The sequence below is a fragment of the Falsiroseomonas sp. HW251 genome, assembly GCF_050563545.1.
Classification (GTDB): Bacteria; Pseudomonadota; Alphaproteobacteria; order Acetobacterales; family Acetobacteraceae; genus Falsiroseomonas.
Genome location: NZ_JBNXUM010000002.1, coordinates 116,431 through 137,793 on the forward strand (window position 1 = coordinate 116,431; position 21,363 = coordinate 137,793).

20 protein-coding genes and 1 tRNA gene are annotated in these 21,363 nt (G+C 66.0%); 6 read left to right on the forward strand and 15 right to left on the reverse strand.

What is annotated here, in order from left to right; translation table 11 throughout:
* Window positions 1-26 precede the first annotated feature (26 nt).
* The 8 genes from ACLF3M_RS02475 to ACLF3M_RS02510 form a co-directional block, all read right to left on the reverse strand.
* Entirely contained in the window at window positions 27-791 is a 765-nt protein-coding gene (locus tag ACLF3M_RS02475; protein WP_430655473.1) for a glutathione S-transferase family protein, read from the reverse strand.
* 5 nt (window positions 792-796) lie between these two features.
* The gene (gene lpxK, locus ACLF3M_RS02480) at window positions 797-1,783 is read right to left on the reverse strand and encodes a tetraacyldisaccharide 4'-kinase (protein WP_430655256.1); all 987 of its coding nucleotides are present in this window, start codon (window positions 1,781-1,783) and stop codon (window positions 797-799) included.
* Window positions 1,783-3,138 carry a 3-deoxy-D-manno-octulosonic acid transferase gene (locus ACLF3M_RS02485; RefSeq protein ID WP_430655257.1) on the reverse strand — a complete coding sequence of 452 codons (1,356 nt, stop codon included), beginning with the start codon at window positions 3,136-3,138 and terminating at the stop codon, window positions 1,783-1,785. Before ACLF3M_RS02485 ends, lpxK begins: the two co-directional genes overlap by 1 nt.
* Entirely contained in the window at window positions 3,135-3,821 is a 687-nt protein-coding gene (locus tag ACLF3M_RS02490; protein ID WP_430655258.1) for a lysophospholipid acyltransferase family protein, read from the reverse strand. Before ACLF3M_RS02490 ends, ACLF3M_RS02485 begins: the two co-directional genes overlap by 4 nt.
* Before the next feature lie 60 nt (window positions 3,822-3,881).
* Window positions 3,882-4,937, reverse strand: coding sequence for a glycosyltransferase family 4 protein (locus ACLF3M_RS02495; RefSeq protein WP_430655474.1), 1,056 nt, complete (start codon window positions 4,935-4,937; stop codon window positions 3,882-3,884).
* A 29-nt stretch (window positions 4,938-4,966) separates the two neighbouring features.
* Window positions 4,967-5,770 (reverse strand): UDP-2,3-diacylglucosamine diphosphatase, encoded by an 804-nt coding sequence (locus ACLF3M_RS02500; protein ID WP_430655259.1) that lies wholly within the window; start codon window positions 5,768-5,770, stop codon window positions 4,967-4,969.
* Between the two features lie 82 nt (window positions 5,771-5,852).
* Window positions 5,853-6,038 (reverse strand): hypothetical protein, encoded by a 186-nt coding sequence (locus ACLF3M_RS02505; protein WP_430655260.1) that lies wholly within the window; start codon window positions 6,036-6,038, stop codon window positions 5,853-5,855.
* Between the two features lie 172 nt (window positions 6,039-6,210).
* On the reverse strand, window positions 6,211-7,248 hold the full coding sequence (locus ACLF3M_RS02510) for an ABC transporter substrate-binding protein (RefSeq protein ID WP_430655261.1): 1,038 nt from the start codon (window positions 7,246-7,248) through the stop codon (window positions 6,211-6,213).
* 213 nt (window positions 7,249-7,461) lie between these two features.
* Here ACLF3M_RS02510 and ACLF3M_RS02515 point away from each other — a divergent pair, with 213 nt between their 5' ends.
* A complete protein-coding gene (locus ACLF3M_RS02515) occupies window positions 7,462-8,496 on the forward strand; it encodes a Rieske 2Fe-2S domain-containing protein (RefSeq protein WP_430655262.1) in 1,035 nt (344 codons plus the stop codon).
* Window positions 8,497-8,505: 9 nt separating this feature from the next.
* Here the strand turns inward: ACLF3M_RS02515 and ACLF3M_RS02520 are convergent, their stop codons facing one another.
* Complete coding sequence (locus ACLF3M_RS02520; RefSeq protein WP_430655263.1) at window positions 8,506-9,309, reverse strand: ABC transporter ATP-binding protein; 804 nt, start codon at window positions 9,307-9,309, stop codon at window positions 8,506-8,508.
* Between the two features lie 34 nt (window positions 9,310-9,343).
* Here ACLF3M_RS02520 and ACLF3M_RS02525 point away from each other — a divergent pair, with 34 nt between their 5' ends.
* Window positions 9,344-9,796, forward strand: a complete 453-nt coding sequence (locus ACLF3M_RS02525; RefSeq protein ID WP_430655264.1) for a DUF3237 domain-containing protein — start codon at window positions 9,344-9,346, stop codon at window positions 9,794-9,796.
* Window positions 9,797-9,964: 168 nt separating this feature from the next.
* Here the strand turns inward: ACLF3M_RS02525 and ACLF3M_RS02530 are convergent, their stop codons facing one another.
* From ACLF3M_RS02530 to ACLF3M_RS02540, 3 genes are read right to left on the reverse strand one after another with little or no spacing between them, the layout of a single operon-like run.
* On the reverse strand, window positions 9,965-10,930 hold the full coding sequence (locus ACLF3M_RS02530) for a Bug family tripartite tricarboxylate transporter substrate binding protein (protein WP_430655265.1): 966 nt from the start codon (window positions 10,928-10,930) through the stop codon (window positions 9,965-9,967).
* A gap of 53 nt (window positions 10,931-10,983) precedes the next feature.
* On the reverse strand, window positions 10,984-12,228 hold the full coding sequence (locus tag ACLF3M_RS02535) for an ABC transporter permease (RefSeq protein WP_430655266.1): 1,245 nt from the start codon (window positions 12,226-12,228) through the stop codon (window positions 10,984-10,986).
* On the reverse strand, window positions 12,225-13,343 hold the full coding sequence (locus ACLF3M_RS02540; RefSeq protein WP_430655267.1) for an efflux RND transporter periplasmic adaptor subunit: 1,119 nt from the start codon (window positions 13,341-13,343) through the stop codon (window positions 12,225-12,227). Before ACLF3M_RS02540 ends, ACLF3M_RS02535 begins: the two co-directional genes overlap by 4 nt.
* Before the next feature lie 100 nt (window positions 13,344-13,443).
* Between ACLF3M_RS02540 and ACLF3M_RS02545 the strand changes: the two genes are divergently transcribed.
* The 4 genes from ACLF3M_RS02545 (at window position 13,444) to ACLF3M_RS02560 (ending at window position 18,604) form a co-directional block, all read left to right on the forward strand.
* Window positions 13,444-13,518: transfer RNA gene (locus ACLF3M_RS02545), tRNA-Thr, on the forward strand.
* A gap of 415 nt (window positions 13,519-13,933) precedes the next feature.
* Window positions 13,934-16,114, forward strand: coding sequence for a DGQHR domain-containing protein (locus ACLF3M_RS02550; protein WP_430655268.1), 2,181 nt, complete (start codon window positions 13,934-13,936; stop codon window positions 16,112-16,114).
* Complete coding sequence (locus ACLF3M_RS02555; protein WP_430655269.1) at window positions 16,111-16,971, forward strand: DNA adenine methylase; 861 nt, start codon at window positions 16,111-16,113, stop codon at window positions 16,969-16,971. Before ACLF3M_RS02550 ends, ACLF3M_RS02555 begins: the two co-directional genes overlap by 4 nt.
* 1,084 nt (window positions 16,972-18,055) lie before the next feature.
* On the forward strand, window positions 18,056-18,604 hold the full coding sequence (locus ACLF3M_RS02560) for a recombinase family protein (RefSeq protein ID WP_430655270.1): 549 nt from the start codon (window positions 18,056-18,058) through the stop codon (window positions 18,602-18,604).
* A gap of 22 nt (window positions 18,605-18,626) precedes the next feature.
* On the opposite strand, the gene ACLF3M_RS02565 is transcribed toward ACLF3M_RS02560, so the two are convergent.
* The 3 genes from ACLF3M_RS02565 to ACLF3M_RS02575 all read right to left on the reverse strand — a co-directional run bounded on the left by ACLF3M_RS02565 (window position 18,627) and on the right by ACLF3M_RS02575 (window position 21,220).
* The gene (locus tag ACLF3M_RS02565) at window positions 18,627-19,418 is read right to left on the reverse strand and encodes a hypothetical protein (protein WP_430655271.1); all 792 of its coding nucleotides are present in this window, start codon (window positions 19,416-19,418) and stop codon (window positions 18,627-18,629) included.
* Window positions 19,419-19,563: 145 nt separating this feature from the next.
* Window positions 19,564-20,670 (reverse strand): hypothetical protein, encoded by a 1,107-nt coding sequence (locus ACLF3M_RS02570; protein WP_430655272.1) that lies wholly within the window; start codon window positions 20,668-20,670, stop codon window positions 19,564-19,566.
* 319 nt (window positions 20,671-20,989) lie between these two features.
* The gene (locus ACLF3M_RS02575) at window positions 20,990-21,220 is read right to left on the reverse strand and encodes a hypothetical protein (protein ID WP_430655273.1); all 231 of its coding nucleotides are present in this window, start codon (window positions 21,218-21,220) and stop codon (window positions 20,990-20,992) included.
* Window positions 21,221-21,363: the final 143 nt, after the last annotated feature.

A 21,363-nucleotide genomic window follows, 5' to 3' on the forward strand; every position in this document is an offset into this window, starting at 1 on the left:
GTCCGGACGGTGCAGTCAGCCCGGCATCAGCGGGACTTCACCCAATCCGGCACCGGCGGCATCGGGCGGTCCGATAGCGGCCAGCCGAAGTCGAAGGACGACCGCTCATGCCCAGCCGGCACGGCGCCGTTCCCGTAGCCCAGCGCGTAGTCCGCATAGAGCTTGATGAAATCTTCCGCCGGCATCCCCGTCGAGACCACAAGCGGGTGCGCCAGGCACGCATCACGCCAGCGGCGGACGCGGGCAAAGCCATGCTCCGGCGGCACCCAGCCCCGGTACCAGTCGTTCAGGCACCAGCGCATGAAGAAGGGCGCGGCGGAGAGGTCGGCCATGCCGAAATCCTCCCACAGCCAGACCCCGTCCGGGTTGTGCCGCGTCAGGAAGGCGTCGAGCCAGCGCCAGGATGCCAGCGCCTTCTCCACCAGCGCCGGATGCTTCGCCGGGTCCTGGTTCATCAGCAGCGTGTACATCGCCGGCACGAAGCCAGAGTTGAGATGATCGATCAGGATGCGCGACTGCGCGCGTTCGTAGGGGTCCACGGGGAAGACGCGGGGGTCGGGGAAGACCTCCTCGAGGTATTCGTTGATAACGCTGCATTCGTTCAGCACGCGCCCGGCGTGGCGGATCACCGGCACCTGCCCCAGTGGATTGAGCGCTAAAAACCAGTCGGGCCGTGGCTTCGTGATGTCGATCTCGGTGAGGTCGAAGGCGACGCCCTTCAGCCCGAGCACGATCCGCGTGCGCTGGGCGAAGGGGCAGACGGCGATGGAGTAGATCTCGACGGCGGGCATCGGGCTCACGCCGGCATGGGCACCCTGGCGACCAGCGGATCGAGCAGGCTCTCGATCGCCGCCGGTTCCTCCCAGCCCATGCCGACCGTCACGACGGTCACGCGCGACCGGAACTGCGCGGGGATGCGGACGAAATCCTTCTTCGTCGTCACGGGCAGCGCCCGCAGCGCCTCGGCCTGGGCCAGGATCTCCTTCAAGTCGCCTTCGTCATAGGGGTAGTGGTCGGCAAACGGCATGCGCCCCGCCACCACCGCGCCGGCTTCCTGCAGCGTCGCGAAGAACTTCGGCGGATTGGCGATCCCGCAGAAGGCGAAGACCGGCTGGCCTGCGAGCATCGCCGCCTCGGGCCCCGCCACCAGCTTCGCGCGCAGCACGGGAAGCGACGGCGGCAGTTGCGCCAGCGCGCCGGTCTCGTCCTCGCCGATCAGCACGGCGGCTTGGCAGCGCGCGGCGGCGCGCTCGACGGGTTCGCGCAGCGGCCCTGCGGGGATCACGCGGCCATTGCCGAAGCCGAAGCCGCCATCGATGACCAGCAGCGAGAGGTCCTTCTCCAGCGTCGGGTTCTGCAGCCCGTCATCCATCACGATCGCCTGGGCGCCCGCCGCCACCGCGGCCTGCGCACCGGCGCCGCGGTCGCCCGAGATCCAGGTCGGGCGGAGCTCCGCCAGGATCAGCGCCTCGTCACCGACCATGGTGCTGTCGTGGCTGTCGGGGTCCACGCGGGCGGGCCCCTTCATGCTGCCGCCATAGCCGCGCAGCAGGAAATGCGCGGCGATGCCGCGGTCGGCCAGGCGCCGGCCGAGGTCGCGCGCCACCGTCGTCTTGCCCGCTCCGCCGGCGGTCGCGTTGCCGCAGCAGATGACGGGCACGGGTGCCTTCCAGCCCGAGCGCGCCATGCGCCGCGCGGTCGCGCCCGCATAGATCGCGGAGAAGGGGGACAGCAGCAGGGGCGCAATTCCCCCGCTCCCCACCCAGAATCCGGGTGCTCGCATCAGCCCTCGTTCATTCCTTGCCACGCCCCGCTGGTCGTCGGGGTCCGGCTACCGTCAGCCCGTCCGCCGTCGGCCCCTTGGGCTTCGGGCGGCAACAGGTCCAGCAGCGCCCCCGCGACCCGGCCCGGCAAGCCGGTGTCTCGATCGGCGACCGCGGCGGCGGCATCGGCCAGGGCCCGCGCGCGGCCGGGTACCCATAGCATGTCGCGAAGCGTCTCCGCCAGCGTGGCGGCGTCGGGCACCCGGACCGCCCCGCCCGCGGCCAGCAGGCGCGCCACCGGCTCGGCGAAATTGCCCATGTACGGCCCGAAGGCCATGGCGCAGCCGAGCCGGGCGGGCTCCAGCGGGTTCTGCCCGCCATGCGGCACCAGCGACCCGCCCACGAAGGCCGCATCGGCCAGCCGGTAGAACAGGCCGAGCTCCCCCAGCGTGTCCGCGACATAGACCGCGATGTCCCGCCCCGGCGGCTCGCCGGCGTTCCGGCGGGCGGTGGCAAGGCCCGCCGCCTCGGCCGCGGCGGCGACGGCGAGGCCGCGCTCGGGGTGGCGGGGGACGATGACGGTCAGCAGCGTCCGTTCCGCCGCGAGCGCCCGGTGGGCGGCGATGACCGCGCCATCCTCGCCGGGATGGGTGGAGGCGGCGAGAAGGACCGATCGCTCCCCCACCGCCCGCTTCAGCGCCGCCAACGCCGCCGGGTCGGCCGGCAGGGGCGGCGCGGCGGCTTTGAGGTCTCCCCAGCAGGGCGCGGCGATGCCGAAGGCGGCGAGCCGCGCGCCATCCTCCTCCGACCTCGCGAGGACCAGGCGGAAGCGACCGAGCGTCTCCCGCAGCAGCCCGGGCAGCCGCGCCCAGCGGGCGGCGCTGCGTGCGCTCATGCGTGCATTGACCAGCGCCATCGGCACGCCGCGGGCGGCGGCGGCGGCCAGCAGGTTCGGCCAGAGCTCGCTTTCCACGAAGGCGCCGGCGTCGGGCCGCCAGTCCCGGATGAAGCGCGCCGCCCAGGCCGGCACGTCGAGCGGCGCGAAGCGGTGGATCACCCGCGATGCGATGGCCTTCGGCACGCGGCGGGCCAGCAGCTCGGCCGAGGTCACGCTGCCCGTGGTGACCAGCAGGCTCAATGCGGGATCGCGCGCGGCCATCGCCTCGATCACCGGAAGCAGGGAGACGGTCTCGCCGACGCTTGCGGCATGCAGCCAGAAGAGGCGCCCGGCCGGGCGCGCGGCGCCTTCCCCGCGGCGCTCCGGCAGCCGCGCCGCGATCTCCTTGCCGCGCCGGGCGCGACGCGCGAGGTGCAGCGGCAGCAGCGGCGCGATCAGCGTCGCTCCGATGCGCCAGGCCGCGAGCGCGATACTCAACGCCGGATCCCGACGGCAGCCTCGGCCTCGGCGCAGGCGGCATCCAGCGCGGCGGCGATGGCGGGCAGCGCGGCCTCGGCGCCGTCGCGCGGCACGGCGATGAGCGGCCCGCAGACGATCGCGCCGCGGCCGAAGGGCAGCGGCAGCATCATCCGGTCCCAGCTCGACAGGATGCGGTGCGCGCTGCTCGCCGCACCCACCGGCAGCACCAGCGCGCCGGAGGCCGCGGCGAGCTGCGCCACCCCCGGCGCCGCCACGCGCCGCGGCCCGCGCGGCCCGTCCGGGGTGATCAGCACTGGGTCGCCGCCGCGCAGCACGCGCAGCAGCGACGCCAGCGCCGCCGCACCCCCGCGGCTGGACGACCCGTAGACCATCCGCACGCCGAACCGTTCCACGGCGTTGCCGATGAAGCGGCCGTCGCGGTGGCGGCTGACCAGCACATGCGGGGTCAGCCGCGCGACCGCGGGTTCCTCGGCGATGGCCAGGCGGAACAGGGCGGGGATCAGCGGCAGGCGCTCATGCCAGAAGGCGATGACGAGCGGGCGGCCGGCGCGGATCGCCTCGATCCCTGGCGCGGCGCCGACCAGCTGCCAGCGCGTTGTCCACGCGACCAGGCCGATATAGCCGCCGAGGATGCGCGCCAACCCCGCCTGGACGGCGGGGTGCCGAATCAACTTGCGCATGCGGCCCGGGGCCGGGGGGAAGCCATGGCCCGCCCTACCACGCCGCGGCGGGGGCGGAAATCAGGCGTGGACCGGCACCAGGCCGTCGCGGAAGCGACGCGCGCAGGCGTCCCAGGAAAAGCGGGCGGCATGCCGGCGGCAGGCCGCGCGGTCGAGCGCCAGCGCGGCCAGGCAGGCTGCGCGCAGGTCCTCGTTCAGCGCGCCGACCGGCAGCCCGCCGATCACGTCGAGCGGCCCCGTGACCGGGAAGGCCGCCACCGGCGTGCCGCAGGCCAGCGCCTCCAGCAGCACGAGGCCGAAGGTGTCGGTGCGGGAGGGGAAGACGAGCACATCCGCCCGCGCGTAGGACCGGGCGAGCCGCGCGCCGTCCTGCCAGCCCGCGAAATGCGCGCGGGGGAAACGGCGCATCAGCCCCGCGCGCGCCGGCCCGTCGCCGACCACGACCTTGCTGCCGGGCAGGTCGAGCGAGAGGAAGGCCTCGAGGTTCTTCTCCACCGCGACGCGTCCGGCGGCGAGGAAGATCGGCCGGGGCAGGGCTTCCCAGGGCTCGGCCTCGCCCAGCGCCGCGGCCTCGGGCCGGAAGGTCGCCAGGTCCACCCCGCGCGACCAGGGCACGATGCGGGTGAAGCCCCGCGCGGCCAGGTCGTGCGCGAGGGATGGCGTCGCGCAGAAGGTGCCGGCGCCGGCCTCGTGGAAGCGCCGCAGCACGCCCCAGGACCAGGCCGGCGGCAGGCGGATCCTCGCCTCCAGGTAGTCCGGGAAGCGCGTGTGGAAGGAGGTCGTGAAGCGCCAGCCGCGACGAAGGCAGAGCCGCCGCATCGCCCAGCCCAGCGGCCCCTCGGTCGCGACGTGCAGCGCCTCCGGCGCGAAGCGGTCCACCAGCGCCGCCAGGCGCCGCCGCGGCGCGAGGGCGAGGCGGATCTCGCCATAGCCCGGCATCGGCAGGGTGGCGAAGCGATCGGGCCCGATCACCGCCACCGCGTCGCCCCTCGCGCGAAGCCGCTCCTCCACCATCGCCAGGGTGCGAACCACGCCGTTGCCCTGGGGGTGCCAGGCATCGGTGACCACGAGGATGCGGCCCGCGTCGCGGCGCAGTCCGCCGGGCGGCCCGTGCATGCCCCAGGGCAGCCGGGGGGGCGTCAGGATCACGCGGCGGCGGCGACCGGGCCCGGGGCCCCGTCGGCAAAGGACAGGCGGTTCTCCCGCGCCCAGTCCAGCAGCTCGAACCGGCCATCCTCGTGCTCGACCAGCGCGGTGCAGCTTTCCACCCAGTCGCCGTCGTTCATGTAGAGCACGCCGTGGACGACACGCATCTCGGCGTGGTGGATGTGTCCGCAGACCACGCCGTCCAGCCCTCGCCGCTTCGCTTCCTGGGCGAGCGCGACCTCGAAGCGGTCCACCGCCTTCACGGCTTCCTTGACCCGGCGCTTCAGCCATTGCGAGAGCGACCAGTAGGGATAGCCGAGCCGCCGCCGCGCCGCGTTGAACCAGCGGTTCGCGACGAGCGCCATGCCATAGGCGCGGTCGCCGAGATGGGCGAGCAGCTTGGCGTAGCGGATGACGCAGTCGAACTCGTCGCCATGGATCACCAGGAAGCGGCGGCCATCGGCGCCGGGATGCACCGCCTCCCTGGCCAGGCGGATGCCCGCGACCTCGAGCCCGAGCCAGCCGCGCAGGACCTCGTCGTGGTTGCCGGGGATGTAGGTGACCTGGGTGCCGTGGCGCGCGGCCTTCAGCACTAGGCGGATCGCCTCGTCATGGTGGTGGTCCCAGTACCAGGACTTGCGCAGGCGCCAGCCATCCAGGATGTCGCCGACGAGGTAGAGCCGTTCGCATTCCGTGCGCCGGAGGAAGTCCACGAGGAAGTCGCCGCGGCAGCCCCGCGTGCCGAGATGCGTGTCGGAGAGGAAGACGCTGCGGTAGCGACGCCTCGGCTGGTTGCTGTGCATGCGTCGTCAGGCCCCGCGGCTGCGCTCCGCGCGGGCAACGCGGCGACGGCGCCTCCGTTGCGCCGCCGCGCCTGTCGTGGGGTCAGGCCGGGCGCGGCGCCGCGAAGGCCAGGAAGGCGGCCCAGAGAGCGCAGCCGAGCGCCACAGCGCCGAAGCCGAGCGAGGCGAGGAGGCCGGCCGCGCCGAGGCCGAGCAGCAGCACCGCCACGACGCTGGTCAGCCCCGCGAACGCGGAGAAGCCGGCCAGGAGGCAGAGGCCGATGAGCAAGCTGTGTCCTCCGAGGCGGGATTGTGGCATGGGCGAGTCGTATACGCCATATTCCTGCCGTAATCCAACTCACGGAAACGGGAGGAGGGCGCTACCTCGGCCGGCAGCGCCCATGTCCCTCCCCCGCCAGTGCTTCCCCCCGACACGTGCTTCCCTTCCCCGACCCCCGTCCCTACCCCGCCGCCCCCGGGAAGCGCAGCTGGTCCGCCGGCGGCAGGAATTGGGGCATGTAGAGCTCGCCCGCCGGCAGCGGCGTCGCGATGTCGAAGGCCGTGCGGATCGTGTCGATCGCACCCTGCACCCGCGGCATCGCGAGGTTCGCGAAGCCGCCCGAGATCACCTCCGGCGTGCGGATGAACTCGAAATTGGCGACCAGCCGCTCCTTCTCGAGCGGCTGCGGCGCGGTCGGGTCGCGGCGCACCAGCGCGGCGATCGCGGCGTCGGGGTCGCGGAAGGCCTCGATGTGGCCGCGCACGATGGCGCGGATCATCGCCGTCACGACGCGCGCATTCGCCTCGGCATAGGGCCGGCGGACCAGCAACGCGGTGGACAGCAGCTGCACGCCGGCGGCGGAATAGCGGAAGGAGACGATGTCCGCGGCATTCACGCCGACTGCACGCAGGCTGAACACGCCCGAGGTCTCGAAGCCCGTGATCGCATCGGCGTCGCCGCGCGCCAGCATGGGCTCGCGCAGCTGCGGCGTGACGGTCTGCCAGCTGATCGTCGACGCGTTGACGCCCGCGGCGCGCGCGAAGGCCGGAAACAGCTGGCGGCCGGCATCCGTCTCCGGCGCTGCTACGCGCTTGCCCTCGAGTTGCTTGGGGTTGGTGATGCCGGTCCGGCGCAGCGTCATCGCCGCCAGGGGGCTGCCCTGCTGCAGCACGAAGGGGGTGACGATGTCGGTGCCGGGCTGGCTGAGGCGCATGCGGATGGTCGGCGAGATGTCGGCCACGCCGAACTCATAGGCGCCTGAAGCCACCTTCACCGGCGTGTCGGCCGAGCCGAAGCCGCGGTCGATCGTGACGTTCAGCCCCTCGTCGCGGAAGAAGCCGCGGTCGAGCGCGAGCAGGTAGCAGCCCTGCGGGCCTTGGAAGGCCCAGTCCAGGATGAAGCGCACCGGGGTCAGCGCGGCTTGGCCCCGCGCGACAACGGGGGCGGCGAGCGGCAAGGCGGCGGCGGCGCCGAGCAGGCGGCGGCGGGTGGGCGTCATGGCGTCGTTTTCTCCTTGCGGCGGGCCTCCCGGCGGCCCGGTTCACCGCGCGGGCCTGCAAGGCGGATGCCGCGGCGCGCCGAGAGGGATCGCTGCGCCCTGCCCAGAAGCCGGGCGCCGCCTGCTTATCCCGTGTGCGCATCGGCCGCAGCGCGGCCCGATCGCGCGCGATCCCCCGTTGAAGCCGCTGCCGGGGATCGCGAACATCGCGCCATGCTCGCGACGAAGCAGAAGGTCTTCCGCCGCTTCTGGTATCCCGTGATGCCGAAGGCGCATCTCGCCGGCGGGAAGCCCGTGCCCTTCCGCCTGATGGGTTGGGACATCGTGCTGTGGCAGGCCAAGGACGGCCCGGCCGCGATCGCAGACCAATGCCCGCATCGCGGGGCCAAGTTGTCGCTCGGCTTCCTCGACCACGAGGTTCCGGACGGTCCGGCGCTGGCCTGCCCCTATCACGGCTGGGCCTTCGGCGCGGACGGGCGCTGCCGCAAGGTGCCGCAGGCGCATGAGCCTCTCCGCGGCATGAAGGGTGGTGCCAAGCGCCACCACGCCGCGGAACGCTATGGCTGGATCTGGGTCGCGCTGGAGGATCCCATCGCGCCGATCCCCGATATCCCCGAGGCCGCCCTGCCCGGCTTCCGCCAGATCGACGAGTTCCACGAGGAATGGGCCGTCCCCGGCCTGCGCCTGATGGAGAACAGCTTCGACATGGCGCACCTGTCCTATGTCCATGCCGAGAGCTTCGGCATCCTCGCCGAACCCCGCCCCGCGCCGGTGGAGATCGAGCACAAGCCCTGGGGCTTCGTCATGCGCGGCGAGGCGCCGGTGACCAACAAGGGCGTCTCGAAGGAGCTGCTGAAGACCGATGCCGAGCGCACGCTGCGCGTCATTGAGGGGCGCTGGTTCCTGCCCTTCATGCGCGCGAGCCGCATCGACTACCCCACGGGGCTGACGCATGTGCTGGTCACCGCCGCCACGCCGATCGACGACCGGCGGTCGATGATCTGCCAGTGGGTCTACCGCAACGACACCGAGGCCGACGCGCCGGCCGAGAAGGTCATCGCCTTCGACCGCCAGGTCACCAACGAGGACCGGCTGATCCTGGAAAGCAGCAGTTGGGACGTGCCGCTTTCCATGTCGGAGGAGCTGCACATGCCCTCCGACAAGCCGGGGATCGAGATGCGCCGCCGGCTCGCCGCGCTGCTGGCCGAGCACGGCGAGGAAGAGGCGCGGCTGCCTCGGGAGGAGTAGCGCCCCCCGCTACCCTTCTTCCCCCTCCCCCGCTTTCGCGGGGGAGGGATGGGGAGGGGGCTGAGGCTCGCGCCTCACCCTCTCATCATACATCACCTTCCCATCCACCAGATGCACCTCCCGCGTCGTCCGCGCGGCGAGCCCCGGATCGTGCGTCACCACGATCACCGTCCGCCCGTCCCGCGCGACGAGTTCCCCGAAGGTGTCGAACACCGCCGCCGCGTTCCTCGTATCCAGGTTCCCCGTCGGCTCGTCCGCCAGGATCAGCGCGGGGTCGTTGGCCAGCGCGCGCGCGATCGCCACGCGCTGCCGCATGCCGCCCGAAAGCTGCTCCGGCAGCTTCGCCGCGGCGTCCTCCAGGCCGAGCGTCGCGAGCAGCGCGCGCGCGCGGTCCCGCGCCGCCCTGTCCTTCAGCCGCCCCAGCCGCCGGATCGGGATCAGCACGTTGTCCAGCGCGGAGAACTCCGGCAGCAGGAAGTGGAACTGGAAGACGAAGCCGAGCCGCGCGAGGCGCAGCGCCGCCATCTCGCCCGCGCTAAGCCCCGCGGTGTCGCGGCCTTCCAGCAGCACCTCCCCCGTCGTCGGCCGGTCCAGCAGGCCCAGCAGATACAGCAGCGACGACTTCCCCGACCCCGACGGCCCGGTGACCGCCACGAACTCGCCCTTGCCGATGGACAGGCTGACGTCGCGCACCAGCGTCGCGCCTTCGGCGCGCGAAGATCCGCTGCCTTCCGGCAGGGTGCGCGTGACGCCGCGCGCCTCGATCAGCGCGGCGGTGGCGGCGGCCTCGACGGGGGCTGTGGCGTCTGACACGCGCCGAGCCTATAGCGGCCGGGGGAGGAGAGCGATGGAGCCGTCATTCGACTTCGTGGGCGAGGTCGCGGCCGGCGTCGCCACGCCCATCGGCTTCGGCGCCGGGCCGCTCGGCGAGCGGCGCATCGTGCCGATCCTCGGCGGCCGCGTGACCGGCCCGCGCCTGAACGGCGAGATCCTGCCCGGCGGCGCCGACTACCAGTTGATCCGCGCCGACGGCGTCGCGGAGATCGAGGCGCGCTACACCATCCGCTGCGACGATGGCGCGCTGGTCTATGTCGTCAACCGCGGCCTGCGCCACGCCTCGCTCGAGGACATGGCGAGGCTGTTGCGCGGCGAGGCGGTGCCGCCGGAGCGCGTCTATTTCCGCACCGCGCCCGCCTTCGAGACATCGGCGCCGCAGCACGCCTGGCTGACGCGCAGCCTGTTCCTGGGCTTGGGCGAACGCCGCCCCGACAGCGTGCGCGTCAGGATCTACGAGGTGTAGCAGCCAACGGCGGATAACCCTCTCCACCCGAAGGGGGAGAGGGATGGGTGAGGGGGGCAACGACGATGGAGAACGCGTCGTTCTTACTGCGCTTCCCCCTCACCCAACCCTCTCCCCCATAAGACAAGGGGGGAGAAGGCTTCGGTGCGTCGGGCGAAGGCGGGCCGGCTACTCCAGCGCGCGGAACCCTGTCTCCCGCACCACCTGCGCCCAGCGCGCGGTGTCGGCGCGGATGGTCGCCGCGAAGGCCTCGCGGTTCTGGGGCGCCGGGGTGAAGCCGGCTTCCTGAAGCCGCGATCGCACCGCCGGATTGGCGAGCGCGCGCAGGATCGGTCCTTCGAGCTCCACCTGCGTCGCGGCGGGGACGGCGACGGGCGCGGTGACGCCGAACCAGGCCTCGAACTCCAGCCCCGGCCGGCCGAGCTGCGCCATTGTCGCGACATCCGGCAGCAGCGCCGAGCGCTGCGGCCCCGTCACCGCCAGCGCTTTCAGCCGCCCGGCGCGCACATGCGGCGCGACCAGCGCGACGGAGCCGAACAGCCCCTGCACGTCGCCGTTCAGCAGCGCGGTCATGCCCTCCCCGGTCGCGCGGAAATGCACCGATTCCTGGCTGAAGCCCGACTGCGCGGCCAGCATCACCGCGCCGAAATGGCCGAGCGTGCCAGGCCCGAAGGTGCCGAAGAAGGTCGTCGGCCGCTGCCGCGCCCAGGCGACGAAGCCGTCGAGGTCCGCGACGGGGAGCGAAGCCGGCACCACCAGCGCGAAGTCCGAGGTGACGACGCGCGCGATCGGCGCCAGGTCCTTCGGGTCGTAGGTCAGCCGCGCGAAGGTGGACGGCGCCATCGCGATCTGCCCGATCTCGCTGAACAGCAGGTTGTAGCCGTCGGCCGCGGCGCGCGAGGCTTCCGCCGCGGCGATGTGGCCCGCGGCGCCAGGCCGGTTCTCCACCACCACGCCGGCGGGCCAGGCATCCTTCAGCGCATCGGCCAGCAGCCGCGCGACCAGGTCGGGCGCGGTGCCGGCGGGAAAGCCCACCAGCATGCGGATCGAGCGGTCGGGAAAGGCGGCCTTCGCGGCGCGCGCGAAGGGCAGCGTGAGGCAGGCGCCGAGGACGGCGCGGCGTGTGAGGTTCATGGACGGTCTCCCGCCACCGTTATGCTGCATAATGGTGTCGGGGCTCAAGGAGATTACGCGGCGCCGCGCACGATCTGCACGGGATCGAGCCGGCTGGCGCGCCGTGCCGGTATTACCGCCGCGATGCCAGCCGCCATCACGGCGAACAGGCTGCCCGCGACATAGACCCGCCAGTCCCGCGCCAGGATGAAGCGGTCGTTGCCCGAAGGCGTCTCGAGCCCGAAGCGCACCTGGGCCAGCGCCTCGATCATCAGCGCGCCGAGCAGGCAGCCGAGCAGCGCGCCGAGGATGCCCGCGATGATCCCCTGCACCAGGAACAGCCGCTGGATGTCGGCCTCGGTGAAGCCGAGCGACTTCAGGATCGCGATGTCGCGCGTCTTCTCGTACACCACCGTCGAGATGATGTTGTAGATGCCGAAGGCCGCGACCAGCAGGATCGCTCCGGTGACGGAATACATGATCGCGTTCTGGATCACGAAGACGGTCAGGATGTTGGCGTTCTGCTCCTCCCAGCTTTCCGATCGGTCGCCGAAGCGCGCCTCGATCTGCCGCGCCAGCCGCTCGGCCTGCGTCACGTCGGCAAGCCGCACCAGGATCTGGTTGACCACGTTCGGGCGGTCCTGCAGCACCTGCGCGACCTTCAGCAGCGCATAGCCATACGACTGGTCCACGTTCTGGATGCCTGTGCGGAACAGTCCGACGATCTTCATCGACAGCGCAACGCCCTGCGGCGAGACCGCGGTGATGGTGTCGCCGAGACCCGCGCCGAGCCTGAAAGCCAGCGCCTCGCCGATGACGATGCCGTTGGCGGTGCTGCGAAGGTCCTCGAGCCTCCCGGCGATCATGTCCTTCTCGATGTTGGACACGCGGGCATGCCGCGCGGGCTCGATCCCCGTGATTACGGACGACACGTCGCGCGAGCCGTAGCGCAGCAGCGCCTGGCCGGAGAGCACGGGCGCGGCCGCGACGCCGTCCATGGCTTCCAGCAGCGCGAGCTTGTCGCCGGCGGCGCGGATCCCCCTGATCCGGTCCCGCGGCTTGACGCCGTGCACCTCCACCGCGCCGGTCGCGGCCGCGAGCTCCGCGGCCTGGGCGGGCGGCGTGCGCGTCTCGTCCTTGATCGTGATGTGCGGGGCGACGTCGATGATCTGGTTGACGAAATAGGTCTGGAAGCCGCGCATCAGCGCCGCGATCGCGATGAAGAAGGCGACGCCGAGCGCGACCCCGGTCACCGAGACCAGCGTCTGCCGGCGCCGCCGGCTCAGCATGCCGCGCGCAAGTTCGATGATGAGGTTCATCGCGGCTCATCCGAACGCGCGACGGCCTGGGTCGTGACCACCGCCCCCGGCGCCGGCGGCCCGAGCCGGATCGCCTGCCCGTCCGCCAGGCCCGTCGGCGGGTCGAGGATCACCGCCTCGCCGGCCGCGATCCCGCGCCGGATCTCGGCTGCCCGCGGGCCCTGCACGCCGAGCTCCACCTCGCGACGCCGTGCGCGTTCCTTCTCTGCCACCCAGACCACGGCCCGCCGGACCCCGCCCGGCGCCGGCGCCCCGGGCGCGTTGGCGGCGGCGCGCCGTGGCGCGTCCGGCAGCACCACCGCCGCCGGCGGGACCAGCACGGCGTCCTGGACCTCGCGAAGGACGATGTTGGCTTCCACCGTCATGCCGATCATCAGCAGCGTGTCCTCGGGCAGGACGAGCCGCACGCGATAGGCCTTGCGGGTGGTGTCGCCCTTCGGCGTGATCTGCGCGACCTCGCCGACCAGGACGCGGCCGGCGAAGGCATCGGCGCGCAGCAGGGCGCGCTGGCCGACGCGGATGCGCGCGATGTCCTCCTCGTCCACCTCCGCGGTGACGCGCAGCGGCCGGGGCTCGCCGATCCAGAACAGGCTGGCGGGCGTGTCCACGACCTCGCCCACCTCGACGTCGCGGCGCAGGACGATGCCGTCGGTCGGCGCGCGGACGATGAAGTCGTTCAGGCGCTCCACCAGCGCATCGGCCGCGGCGCGCGCGGCCCGCGCGTCGCGCTCGGCGCGTTCCAGTGTGGCCCGTGCCGCGATGTCGCGGGCGACGAGGGTCCTGGTGCGCGTGAGGTCCTCCAGCGCGAAGCGGGCGCGCGCCTCGGCCTCGTCGGCCAGCAGCCGGGCCTGGCGTTCGTCGAGCCTGGCCATGACCTGGCCCTCGGTGACGCGCGCGCCTTCCTCGACCAGGACGGCGGTGACGCGGGCGCGGGTGGCGGGCCCGACGCGCGCCCATTGGACCGGCTCGACCGCGCCGGTGGCGTAGACCGCCTCGATCGCCGGCCCGGTGACGGCCAGGGCGATGGAGACCCGGGGCGGGATCGCCGTCCAGGCCCAGGCGCCGCCCCCGGCGGCCAGGGCCAGGACGGTCAGGATCAGCAGGCGGCGGGTCATGTCGGGCGGCAGCCTAGCACCCGGCGCGGCCGGCGGGAGGTTGCCCCCGGCCCGGCCGGGCGCTATAGGCCCGCCCGCGCCCACCCCTGGTGGTCCTTGGGCCGACATAGCTCAGCGGTAGAGCAACTGATTCGTAATCAGTAGGTCCCCGGTTCAAATCCGGGTGTCGGCACCACATTTCCCAGCATTTTCAGTGCCTTAAAAGCTGGTCGTCGGTCGAAGACCGACAAACCAGAACGTATAAACAGATGTAAACGCCTTCGGCGTACGTCGGATAATGCGTGCCCCTGCCGACGCTGCGCCGACCTGCTGCCGGGAATCCCCACCCGCCAGATCCGGGCAAGGGGAAAACGTCCCCCATCCCTCGGCGCTCGGACCCCAATCTCGGGATTGCGGTGGCTAGGATTCCTCCTCACTGTCCTTAAAGGATCTGTTACCGGCGAATCGGTGCTGGTTGAGCGGCGGGTGGGGCGCTGACGAGAATGCTCGGACCTTTGGCTAGCGATGCTCACGGGCGCCAAGCAGAGTATCGGCTGCGGAAATCGCGGTATGCTTTCGAAACATTTCGAAAGGACGAGGCAGAGTACGCCTTGGCGAACGGCTGGGAGCTAGTCCGGGAGAACCAAAACACCGACCGATACCAAAAACTCAAGCCGCACGACGAGCAGTTGGAGAATGAATTTTGGTGTCTAGCCTATCAGATGGGCTACGAGCACCTCAGTGTAGGCAGAGGTTTTCAGATCGAAGTAGCGAACAATAAGCAAGGTACCGTTTCTAAGCAGATTGATGTATTTGCATACGATAGTCAGACTGTTCTAGTAGTCGAATGCAAGTCTTCTGAAAAGCGCGGCAAGCGCTCTTTGCAAAAGGACATAGGTGATTTCGCCGTCAATCAGAAGGGCATATCAAATACGCTACGGAAATTTTTCGGTCGAGAGTTCGATCAGAAGATAATTTGGATTTTCGTCACCAGAAATATTGAATGGTCGGAGCCAGATCGCACGAGGGCGCTCGAAAACAACATCCGAATCATAACGGAGCGTGAGCTGGCGTACTACAAGGAGCTTGCGAAGCGCCTTGGACCGTCCGGACGATATCAGTTTCACGCCGAATTTTTAGAGAAGACTAAAGTCGATGCACTTGAACATAAGATATTTGCTCTAAGGACAAAGCTTGGGGCGTTTAGAGCGTACAGCTTCTTCGCTGATCCCGAAGTGGTTTTACCATCTGCGTTCGTTAACCACCGTGACCTGCGGGATCCGTCAGCCGCGCCTTCCTACCAGCGTTTGATACACCGCCCTCGCATTAAGAGCATAGCGGAGTTCCTGCGGAAGGGTGGATTCTTCCCGAACTCTGTGATCTTGAACTTTAAGCGTAAAGCCCGCTTTGAGATTATCAAGCCGGAGGACAGCTCCGGAGTGGCTGCTGGCGAATTAACGTTACCGAACCTATACAAGACAGCCTGGATTATCGACGGGCAGCATCGTCTGTACGGGTACACCGAGCTCCCCGAGGGCGAGAAAGGACCCAAGCTGCCTTTCATAGCTTTCGAGAACATTCCAATCGCCGAAGAGACGCGTATATTTGCTGATATTAACAGCAAGCAGAAGAGCGTTCAGAAGAAGCTGCTCGACGAGATCACTGGAGAAATCAAGCTAGAATCTACGGACAAGAAAGATCAGCTCCGCGCCATAGCCTCCCGCGCGTTTGACCTGATGAGAGACAACGACACAGGTCCATTCGCCGACAAAATCGCCGGCGTCGAATTGAAGCGCAGCGACGAGAGCATCATCACCATTCCATATCTTGTGGATGCTGTACTACAGGCTGGCTTGCTAGGTCGCGTTAGCAACGCGAACGGCAGCCTCATCTTCAACCAAGGACCGCTTTCCTGGTCCGGACCCCGAGACGCCGTTCCGAATCTTAGCGAACTGATTGAGAGCTATTTTGATCTTTTTCGTGCTGCAAACCCTCAGCGCTGGGATCAGGGCAAAGCCGCCAGGTTTCCTACAAACGTCGGCGCTGCCGGACTCATCCGACTAGCAGCAGACGTTATCACCTTCATGGCGCAGAAGGAGCACGAGGACCCTCGTGACCTGCACCCCAAGGTCATCGTCGAACGGATCGAGAAGTACGTCGAGCCCTGCGTCGCCTACTTCAAAGCCGCCTCCGATGAGGAGCTAACCGCTCGGTTCAGCGTGCCGTTCGGCTCGGGTGGTCCGCGGATTTTCCAGCACCGCCTGAGGGAGCTCGTCCGCAGCAAGTACCCTGATTTCTCCCCGGCTGGATTCGCCGAGGATCTGAGAAAGTATGACGCCGACCGGCGCCGAGACGCCGATCAAAAGGTCCGCGCTATACAGGAATCGGTTCATAGATTCGTAATTCATAAGCTCCGGGAAGTTTACCCTTCGAATGATGACGACTACCTGCGCAAAGCGGTCGAGAACAAGGAGATTCTCAAGAAGGCTTTCGAAAAGCAGCTTGAAGCCGATGAAAAAGACCGCAAGGATCTTGGCACCTATCTTGACTTCATCGACCTTCGTAAGATCGTTGAGACGCCCAAAAACTGGGAACACTTTAAGACGGCGCTCAGCATACAGCTCCCCGGGGAGCAGAAAGGGCGGGCTAAGTACGTCACCTGGTTCGATCAGGTAAATAAGCTACGCCGTGTGTCTGCCCATCCTTATAACCGTGGCTACGATGATGAAGAGATCAATATGCTGATCGCCGCCTATCAAGGGCTGATTGAGCGCGGTGTAATCACGAAATGAAGCCCGTCTTGAAGTGGGCAGGAGGTAAGCGCTGGCTCGTTCACGCGGCGCCCGAGCTATTTGCAGTTTCCCATGCCCGCTACGTTGAGCCTTTCGTCGGCAGCGGCGCCGTGTATTTCCATTTTGAACCGCAAGCCGCTCTACTCAGTGACAAGAATGTCGAGTTAATCAATTTGTATCAAGCAATCAAGGACGACTGGCGTGCTGTGCAACGGATGCTCCGCGCGCACTCATCCCGTCATAGCGACGATTATTACTACGAGGTACGCGACCAGCGACCGCGTTCCGAGGCAGCTCGCGCCGCAAGGTTCCTCTATCTAAACCGCACGTGCTTCAACGGATTGTATAGGGAAAACCGGAGGGGCGAGTTCAACGTACCTCGTGGAACTAAAGATACCGTGCTTTTCCCGGACGACGATTTCGAATCTATGGCACAGCTGCTTTCGGGCGCCGAGCTATTTGCAGGAGATTTTGAAAGAGCATTACGAAATTTGAGGAGTACAGACTTGGTCTTCATCGACCCCCCATACACCGTAAAGCATAATGTTAACGGGTTCATTCGGTATAATGAGAAGATATTTTCCTGGGCTGACCAAGAACGACTGGCTGCTACGATCAGAAAGAAAGTTGATTCCGGCGCTAAGATCATCGTTACTAACGCCAATCACGAGAGCGTCCGTGCACTGTATAAAGATTTCGCCGAAATGCACGTGATCGGCAGATCTAGTGTGCTTTCCGGTGATGCTAGATTTCGCGGAAGGACTGAGGAGGCTATTTTTCTCGTGGGCATGACATGGAGCAGAGAGGTATCTATGAGATACGACAAACGTACTAACGCTCACAATACCGTTTCGTGATTTGATCGCTAGGTCTTTTTTCGGTGATGGAGGAGACACACTTACCCCGTTATAGGAGTAAGTGTCCGATTTTTTTCGTATGAAGTCGTCGGCACAATCTGCCTGCGCAACCGGTATTGGGAAGGGCGGTCAGCCTGTCTCCTTTTACGCGCATCTTAGTGTCTGGCGGGAAGCTCCAGCAGCTAGCAGATCAACTCGCTGGAGGTTTCAGGTCGTGGTGCTTCACGGAGCCTGTCGTGGCGCTTGGTGGCGCCTTCGGTGCGACCACATGAGCCCGGTCGCGTAGGGCTACAGCCAACCCTCAGTCGGCTGCCTCCATGCTTCAGCGCCTTCGCTCGCCAGCATGGAGAATACGCAGTGGGTGTCACATCAGCACCGTACGGGGCGGTTTGCATTCAGACGACATCGCGGAGAACGTCGGCTGGACAGGTATGTCGGCAGTGCGCCGCTGCGAGTTGCCCAACTCTCAGAAGGATATACAATACTTATACGCTGTTATTGCCGTTCGGAAATTATACTGCTTCCGTGCTGCTTGAGGATCGCACGGATCTTCATGTTGACAGCGCGCGGGCAACAAATATCGGCATGTCTGTCGGCAATAGTCTGCTTGATGTACTCTACCTCACCTAGCGCTTCGTGCTCTCCAAACATCCTCAACTGCAACTCGGCTCTATTAAGTTGAAACTGAAGAATTTTCAGTTCACCATATTGCAATACGAGATCTCTAATCTCACTTTCTAAACTCTTCATTTTCAACGCCTCCAAATACTAGAACAGATCTAAATTATACAATATTTAGCTTCTACGTGCAAGCCGTATTGTTATGCTATTATAGATTTGTAAAACGTGCCTGAAGTCGAGATGTGGCGGTGCGAACGTCGCATACACTGTCGCGGTATGCCTTCCCTCATGCAATTTTTAGGATCCGTTCGATGAGACTAGGCGTTCGCGATTCAGCTCTCGTGGCTCGGTTCCCCCCGTATCCTCCGGCTCGCTTCTGCAAATATCAAAAGTTTCGCACAGAATCTAACTCACTGATTCGATTTCACTTTCTTTGTGCAGAAATCATGTGCATAATAGGTTCATGGCAACATACGGGTATGCGCGCGTCAGCACTGACGGGCAAAGCGTCGAAGCGCAGGTGGAGCAGCTGACGGCTGCGGGCGCCAAGAAGGTATTCCGGGAGACCGCCAGCGGAGCAAAGACGGATAGGGCTCAACTTCGAAGGGCGCTGGTCGCGCTCGCAGAGGGAGACGTGCTTATCGTGACGCGCCTGGATCGCCTGGCGCGGTCCACGCGCGATCTGCTGAACATTCTCGCTGGCATCGCTGAGAGGAAGGCAGGCTTCAAGTCGCTCAGTGACTCGTGGGCTGACACTACTACACCGCACGGTCGACTCATGGTGACGGTCCTTGGCGGACTCGCTGAGTTTGAGCGAGACCTAATCCGCAGCAGGACATCGGATGGACGAGAACGTGCCAAGGCTCGCGGCGTGAAGATGGGAAGGAAGCCCAAACTGACTTTCCATCAGCAAAGTGAGGCTGTGGCACGCCGCAATGCCGGGGAAGCCCTGACGGAAATTGCCCGCAGCTATGCCGTCAGCCACAGCACGATTTCTCGCCTGAAGATATGAAAGGTCATTTAGCGCTGCCTAACTATATTTTGTCAGACTGGGAGGGGCGATTGCGGTCCCACTTCTCGGTTCGATGGACTCTGGGGAGCAGTTCGCGGATTGTGAATTGTGAAGTGATTGCCTGGTAAAAGACATCCAGAGCTTTTCCTACTGCGTCGAGCTGTATCTCCGGACTTCTACCAGCAAAATACGCAGTCAGCACCGATGGTAAATCAATGCCATGATTGGTAAATTCAGTCGACTCTGAGCGCTTATCTGTAATTTGCTTGATTTCACGTGAGGCTAGCGCCCTCAACATAGAAGGAGCCCGCCTATCACCGTTAGAAATATTTTCTAGATAGTGGACGAAATCAGAGTCTGTGATAGTAAATATAGCAGAATCGCCATTCTGTCTTGATAGTTCAATGGCTTTCATCAACAGCCTCAAGAGATCCGCCTTCGGACTTAAGAATGCCTCCATAACTCTGAATCCTTGCGGACTCAGGATGTTAATTGAGCGGCTGAGGTTCTCGAAGTTTCTTAGAAGATCGGTCACTCGGTAGATTTGTCTCTCAATTGATGAGGTCAGTTGATGTACTACGTTTGATCTAGAATAATTATATTTACTATTTCGAGACACTAGATCATGCAAAAATCGGAGACCTGATACAATTTCTATGGCATGAGTGTGAACCATCACAAATCCATGATAGACCTCGAAGAGCTCTGCGCCAATTTTACTGTCATTTTTGTTCTTTACAGCAGCTATGATTTTTTCGATTGCGTCTTCTGGAATTAATTTTTTAACGAGCTCTTCTAGAATGCCGGTAATCACTCGCCGCTCTCCTATTCGCAGCCAGGCGCGCCCGATTCGCGTTTGCCGAGGTTTTCAGGCTAGCGACAACTTTCGGATCCGTACAACGGGATGTGCCAGCCCGTTTAGCCGGGCAGACCGGTTGGAAGCCAAGCGGAGTGCGCCGCTACGTCGCAATCACAGCCCCACCAAAGCTTTGCAGGTTCCGAGCCATCCCCGCCGAAAGCGGAAGGTGCCGAGCATAGAACCGCTCAATCTGCTCAACGCTGGTGCCTGCGTTCTTCGCCAAATTGAAGATGTTGACCTGCCCCTCGCTATGAATGATCCGCATGCAGATTGCGGTGTGGCGCAGCGAGTAGACAGTATGAACTGCACCCGTCGCCGGATCCCGCTTCAATCCAGCCGTTGTGAGCACATGGTTAAACTGCCGCGCAACGACACGCGCACCCGTCGTGCGATTGCGGTGGTGCGGCAAGAAGATGAAGTCTTCCCCGGTCGCTTTCGGGTACCGCTTGAGAATGCGTTCGTAGACGGTCACAGCCGCGGGCATTGTATTCGCGACGCGGTAGCCCGTCTTACCATTCCGGATGGTGATCACTAGGCGCTTCGGGTCAGAAGCAATCTGGACGTCGTTGTGCCGAAGCGCGTAAAGCTCGCTGACGGTGGGGCGGACGAAGCTGTGCGCCATAAAAAGGATCAGGTCGTAGAGTTCATCCGTGATCCGTGTGCCACGCACCATTTGCCCGGTGCGAGCAGCTTCCTGTGCCGCTGCGAGCAGAAGCTTGTACGAATCGCACTCCTTCGGGACGAGTGGGTGAAAGCGGAAGAAGGCGCGAGGGTTATCCCTTCGCTTCGTGCGGGGGGTGGCTGGCAAATCGTCGACGACGCCTGCGTCCCTTGCCACCTTCATGACGTTGCGAAACGTGGCGGACAGCGTGTTTTTCGTAGAAGGCGAGAGATCTGGACGCCGTGTGGTGATCAGCGCGAGAAACTCTGTCCAATGCCGTGTGCGCAGCTCGCGGATGTCCATCTTCGCGAAATGCTGTAGCAGTCCCCATTCCGCGTTATGGAGACAGTACACAGCTGTCTTCATGTAGTTGGCGTTCCGCTCTCCGGACGCCGAAAGCGCCGAAGCCTTGCGCTCAAACCGCTCGGCGAACACGGTGAACTGGAAGCTGTTCGGAGCAGGCTTCTCCTTCGTGAGTAAGTCCGCTGCCAGCTCCTCAGCAGCCTCCCTAGCCTTGATCCTGCTCGTCTCTTTCGTCGACCTCACCGTGTAGCGGTTCGACTTGCTGTCCCGAATACGAGCAAACCAAAATGGACTCGCGTGCGTCTGGTACAGCGCTAGTCCACGCCGAATATGTATTGTCTCTCCCTTCTTTGAATGCCTCGACTTCTCCAATGCGCCTCCGATGTGCAGTTTAGATCCTGTAAACTGTACATCGAAACACCTTCGTAAGCAACTGTTTTTGTTATGTTATTTCTTCATTCGTAATCAGTAGGTCCCCGGTTCAAATCCGGGTGTCGGCACCAGGCTTTCCCGTCGGGACGCCCTTTCCACCAGGCGAAGTCCTGTGCCCGCTACGGCCTCGTCAGAACAGCGACGCGCTCTCCATGTCGCGCGGCTCCACCGGTACGCAGACCATGCGCGTGCCGGCGCGCGGCGTCATGCGCGCCACCGCGGCCTCGCAGCTCGCGGCGTCGCGGTAGATGCTGAAGCCGACCGTGGGCGCGGAAAGTGGGACGGTCGCCGCGCTTCGTTCGGCAGGCACGGCGGGAATCGACAGCGCGGCAGCCACGACGACGACGACGAAGTCGGCCATGACGCGGATCCTCGGAAGGCGCTCCGGCAAGGGCGCGGGGGGAGGATGCGCGCCCCGCCCCGCGCGCCGCGAGGCCCGTTACATGACGATCGCGCACACCGCTGTCACGCCGGAACATGCCGCCCGCCGCGCGGCAGCGGCGG

What these genes read in the sequence shown, in the direction of transcription:
- ACLF3M_RS02530 (WP_430655265.1), bottom strand. Translation starts at nt 10,930, where the DNA reads ATGAACCTCACACGCCGCGCCGTCCTCGGCGCCTGCCTCACGCTGCCC.
- ACLF3M_RS02540 (WP_430655267.1), bottom strand. Translation starts at nt 13,343, where the DNA reads ATGACCCGCCGCCTGCTGATCCTGACCGTCCTGGCCCTGGCCGCCGGG.
- ACLF3M_RS02500 (WP_430655259.1), bottom strand. Translation starts at nt 5,770, where the DNA reads ATGCACAGCAACCAGCCGAGGCGTCGCTACCGCAGCGTCTTCCTCTCC.
- ACLF3M_RS02525 (WP_430655264.1), top strand. Translation starts at nt 9,344, where the DNA reads ATGGAGCCGTCATTCGACTTCGTGGGCGAGGTCGCGGCCGGCGTCGCC.
- lpxK (WP_430655256.1), bottom strand. Translation starts at nt 1,783, where the DNA reads ATGCGAGCACCCGGATTCTGGGTGGGGAGCGGGGGAATTGCGCCCCTG.
- ACLF3M_RS02495 (WP_430655474.1), bottom strand. Translation starts at nt 4,937, where the DNA reads ATGCACGGGCCGCCCGGCGGACTGCGCCGCGACGCGGGCCGCATCCTC.
- ACLF3M_RS02535 (WP_430655266.1), bottom strand. Translation starts at nt 12,228, where the DNA reads ATGAACCTCATCATCGAACTTGCGCGCGGCATGCTGAGCCGGCGGCGC.
- ACLF3M_RS02510 (WP_430655261.1), bottom strand. Translation starts at nt 7,248, where the DNA reads ATGACGCCCACCCGCCGCCGCCTGCTCGGCGCCGCCGCCGCCTTGCCG.
- ACLF3M_RS02555 (WP_430655269.1), top strand. Translation starts at nt 16,111, where the DNA reads ATGAAGCCCGTCTTGAAGTGGGCAGGAGGTAAGCGCTGGCTCGTTCAC.
- ACLF3M_RS02475 (WP_430655473.1), bottom strand. Translation starts at nt 791, where the DNA reads ATGCCCGCCGTCGAGATCTACTCCATCGCCGTCTGCCCCTTCGCCCAG.
- ACLF3M_RS02490 (WP_430655258.1), bottom strand. Translation starts at nt 3,821, where the DNA reads ATGCGCAAGTTGATTCGGCACCCCGCCGTCCAGGCGGGGTTGGCGCGC.
- ACLF3M_RS02560 (WP_430655270.1), top strand. Translation starts at nt 18,056, where the DNA reads ATGGCAACATACGGGTATGCGCGCGTCAGCACTGACGGGCAAAGCGTC.
- ACLF3M_RS02575 (WP_430655273.1), bottom strand. Translation starts at nt 21,220, where the DNA reads ATGGCCGACTTCGTCGTCGTCGTCGTGGCTGCCGCGCTGTCGATTCCC.
- ACLF3M_RS02515 (WP_430655262.1), top strand. Translation starts at nt 7,462, where the DNA reads ATGCTCGCGACGAAGCAGAAGGTCTTCCGCCGCTTCTGGTATCCCGTG.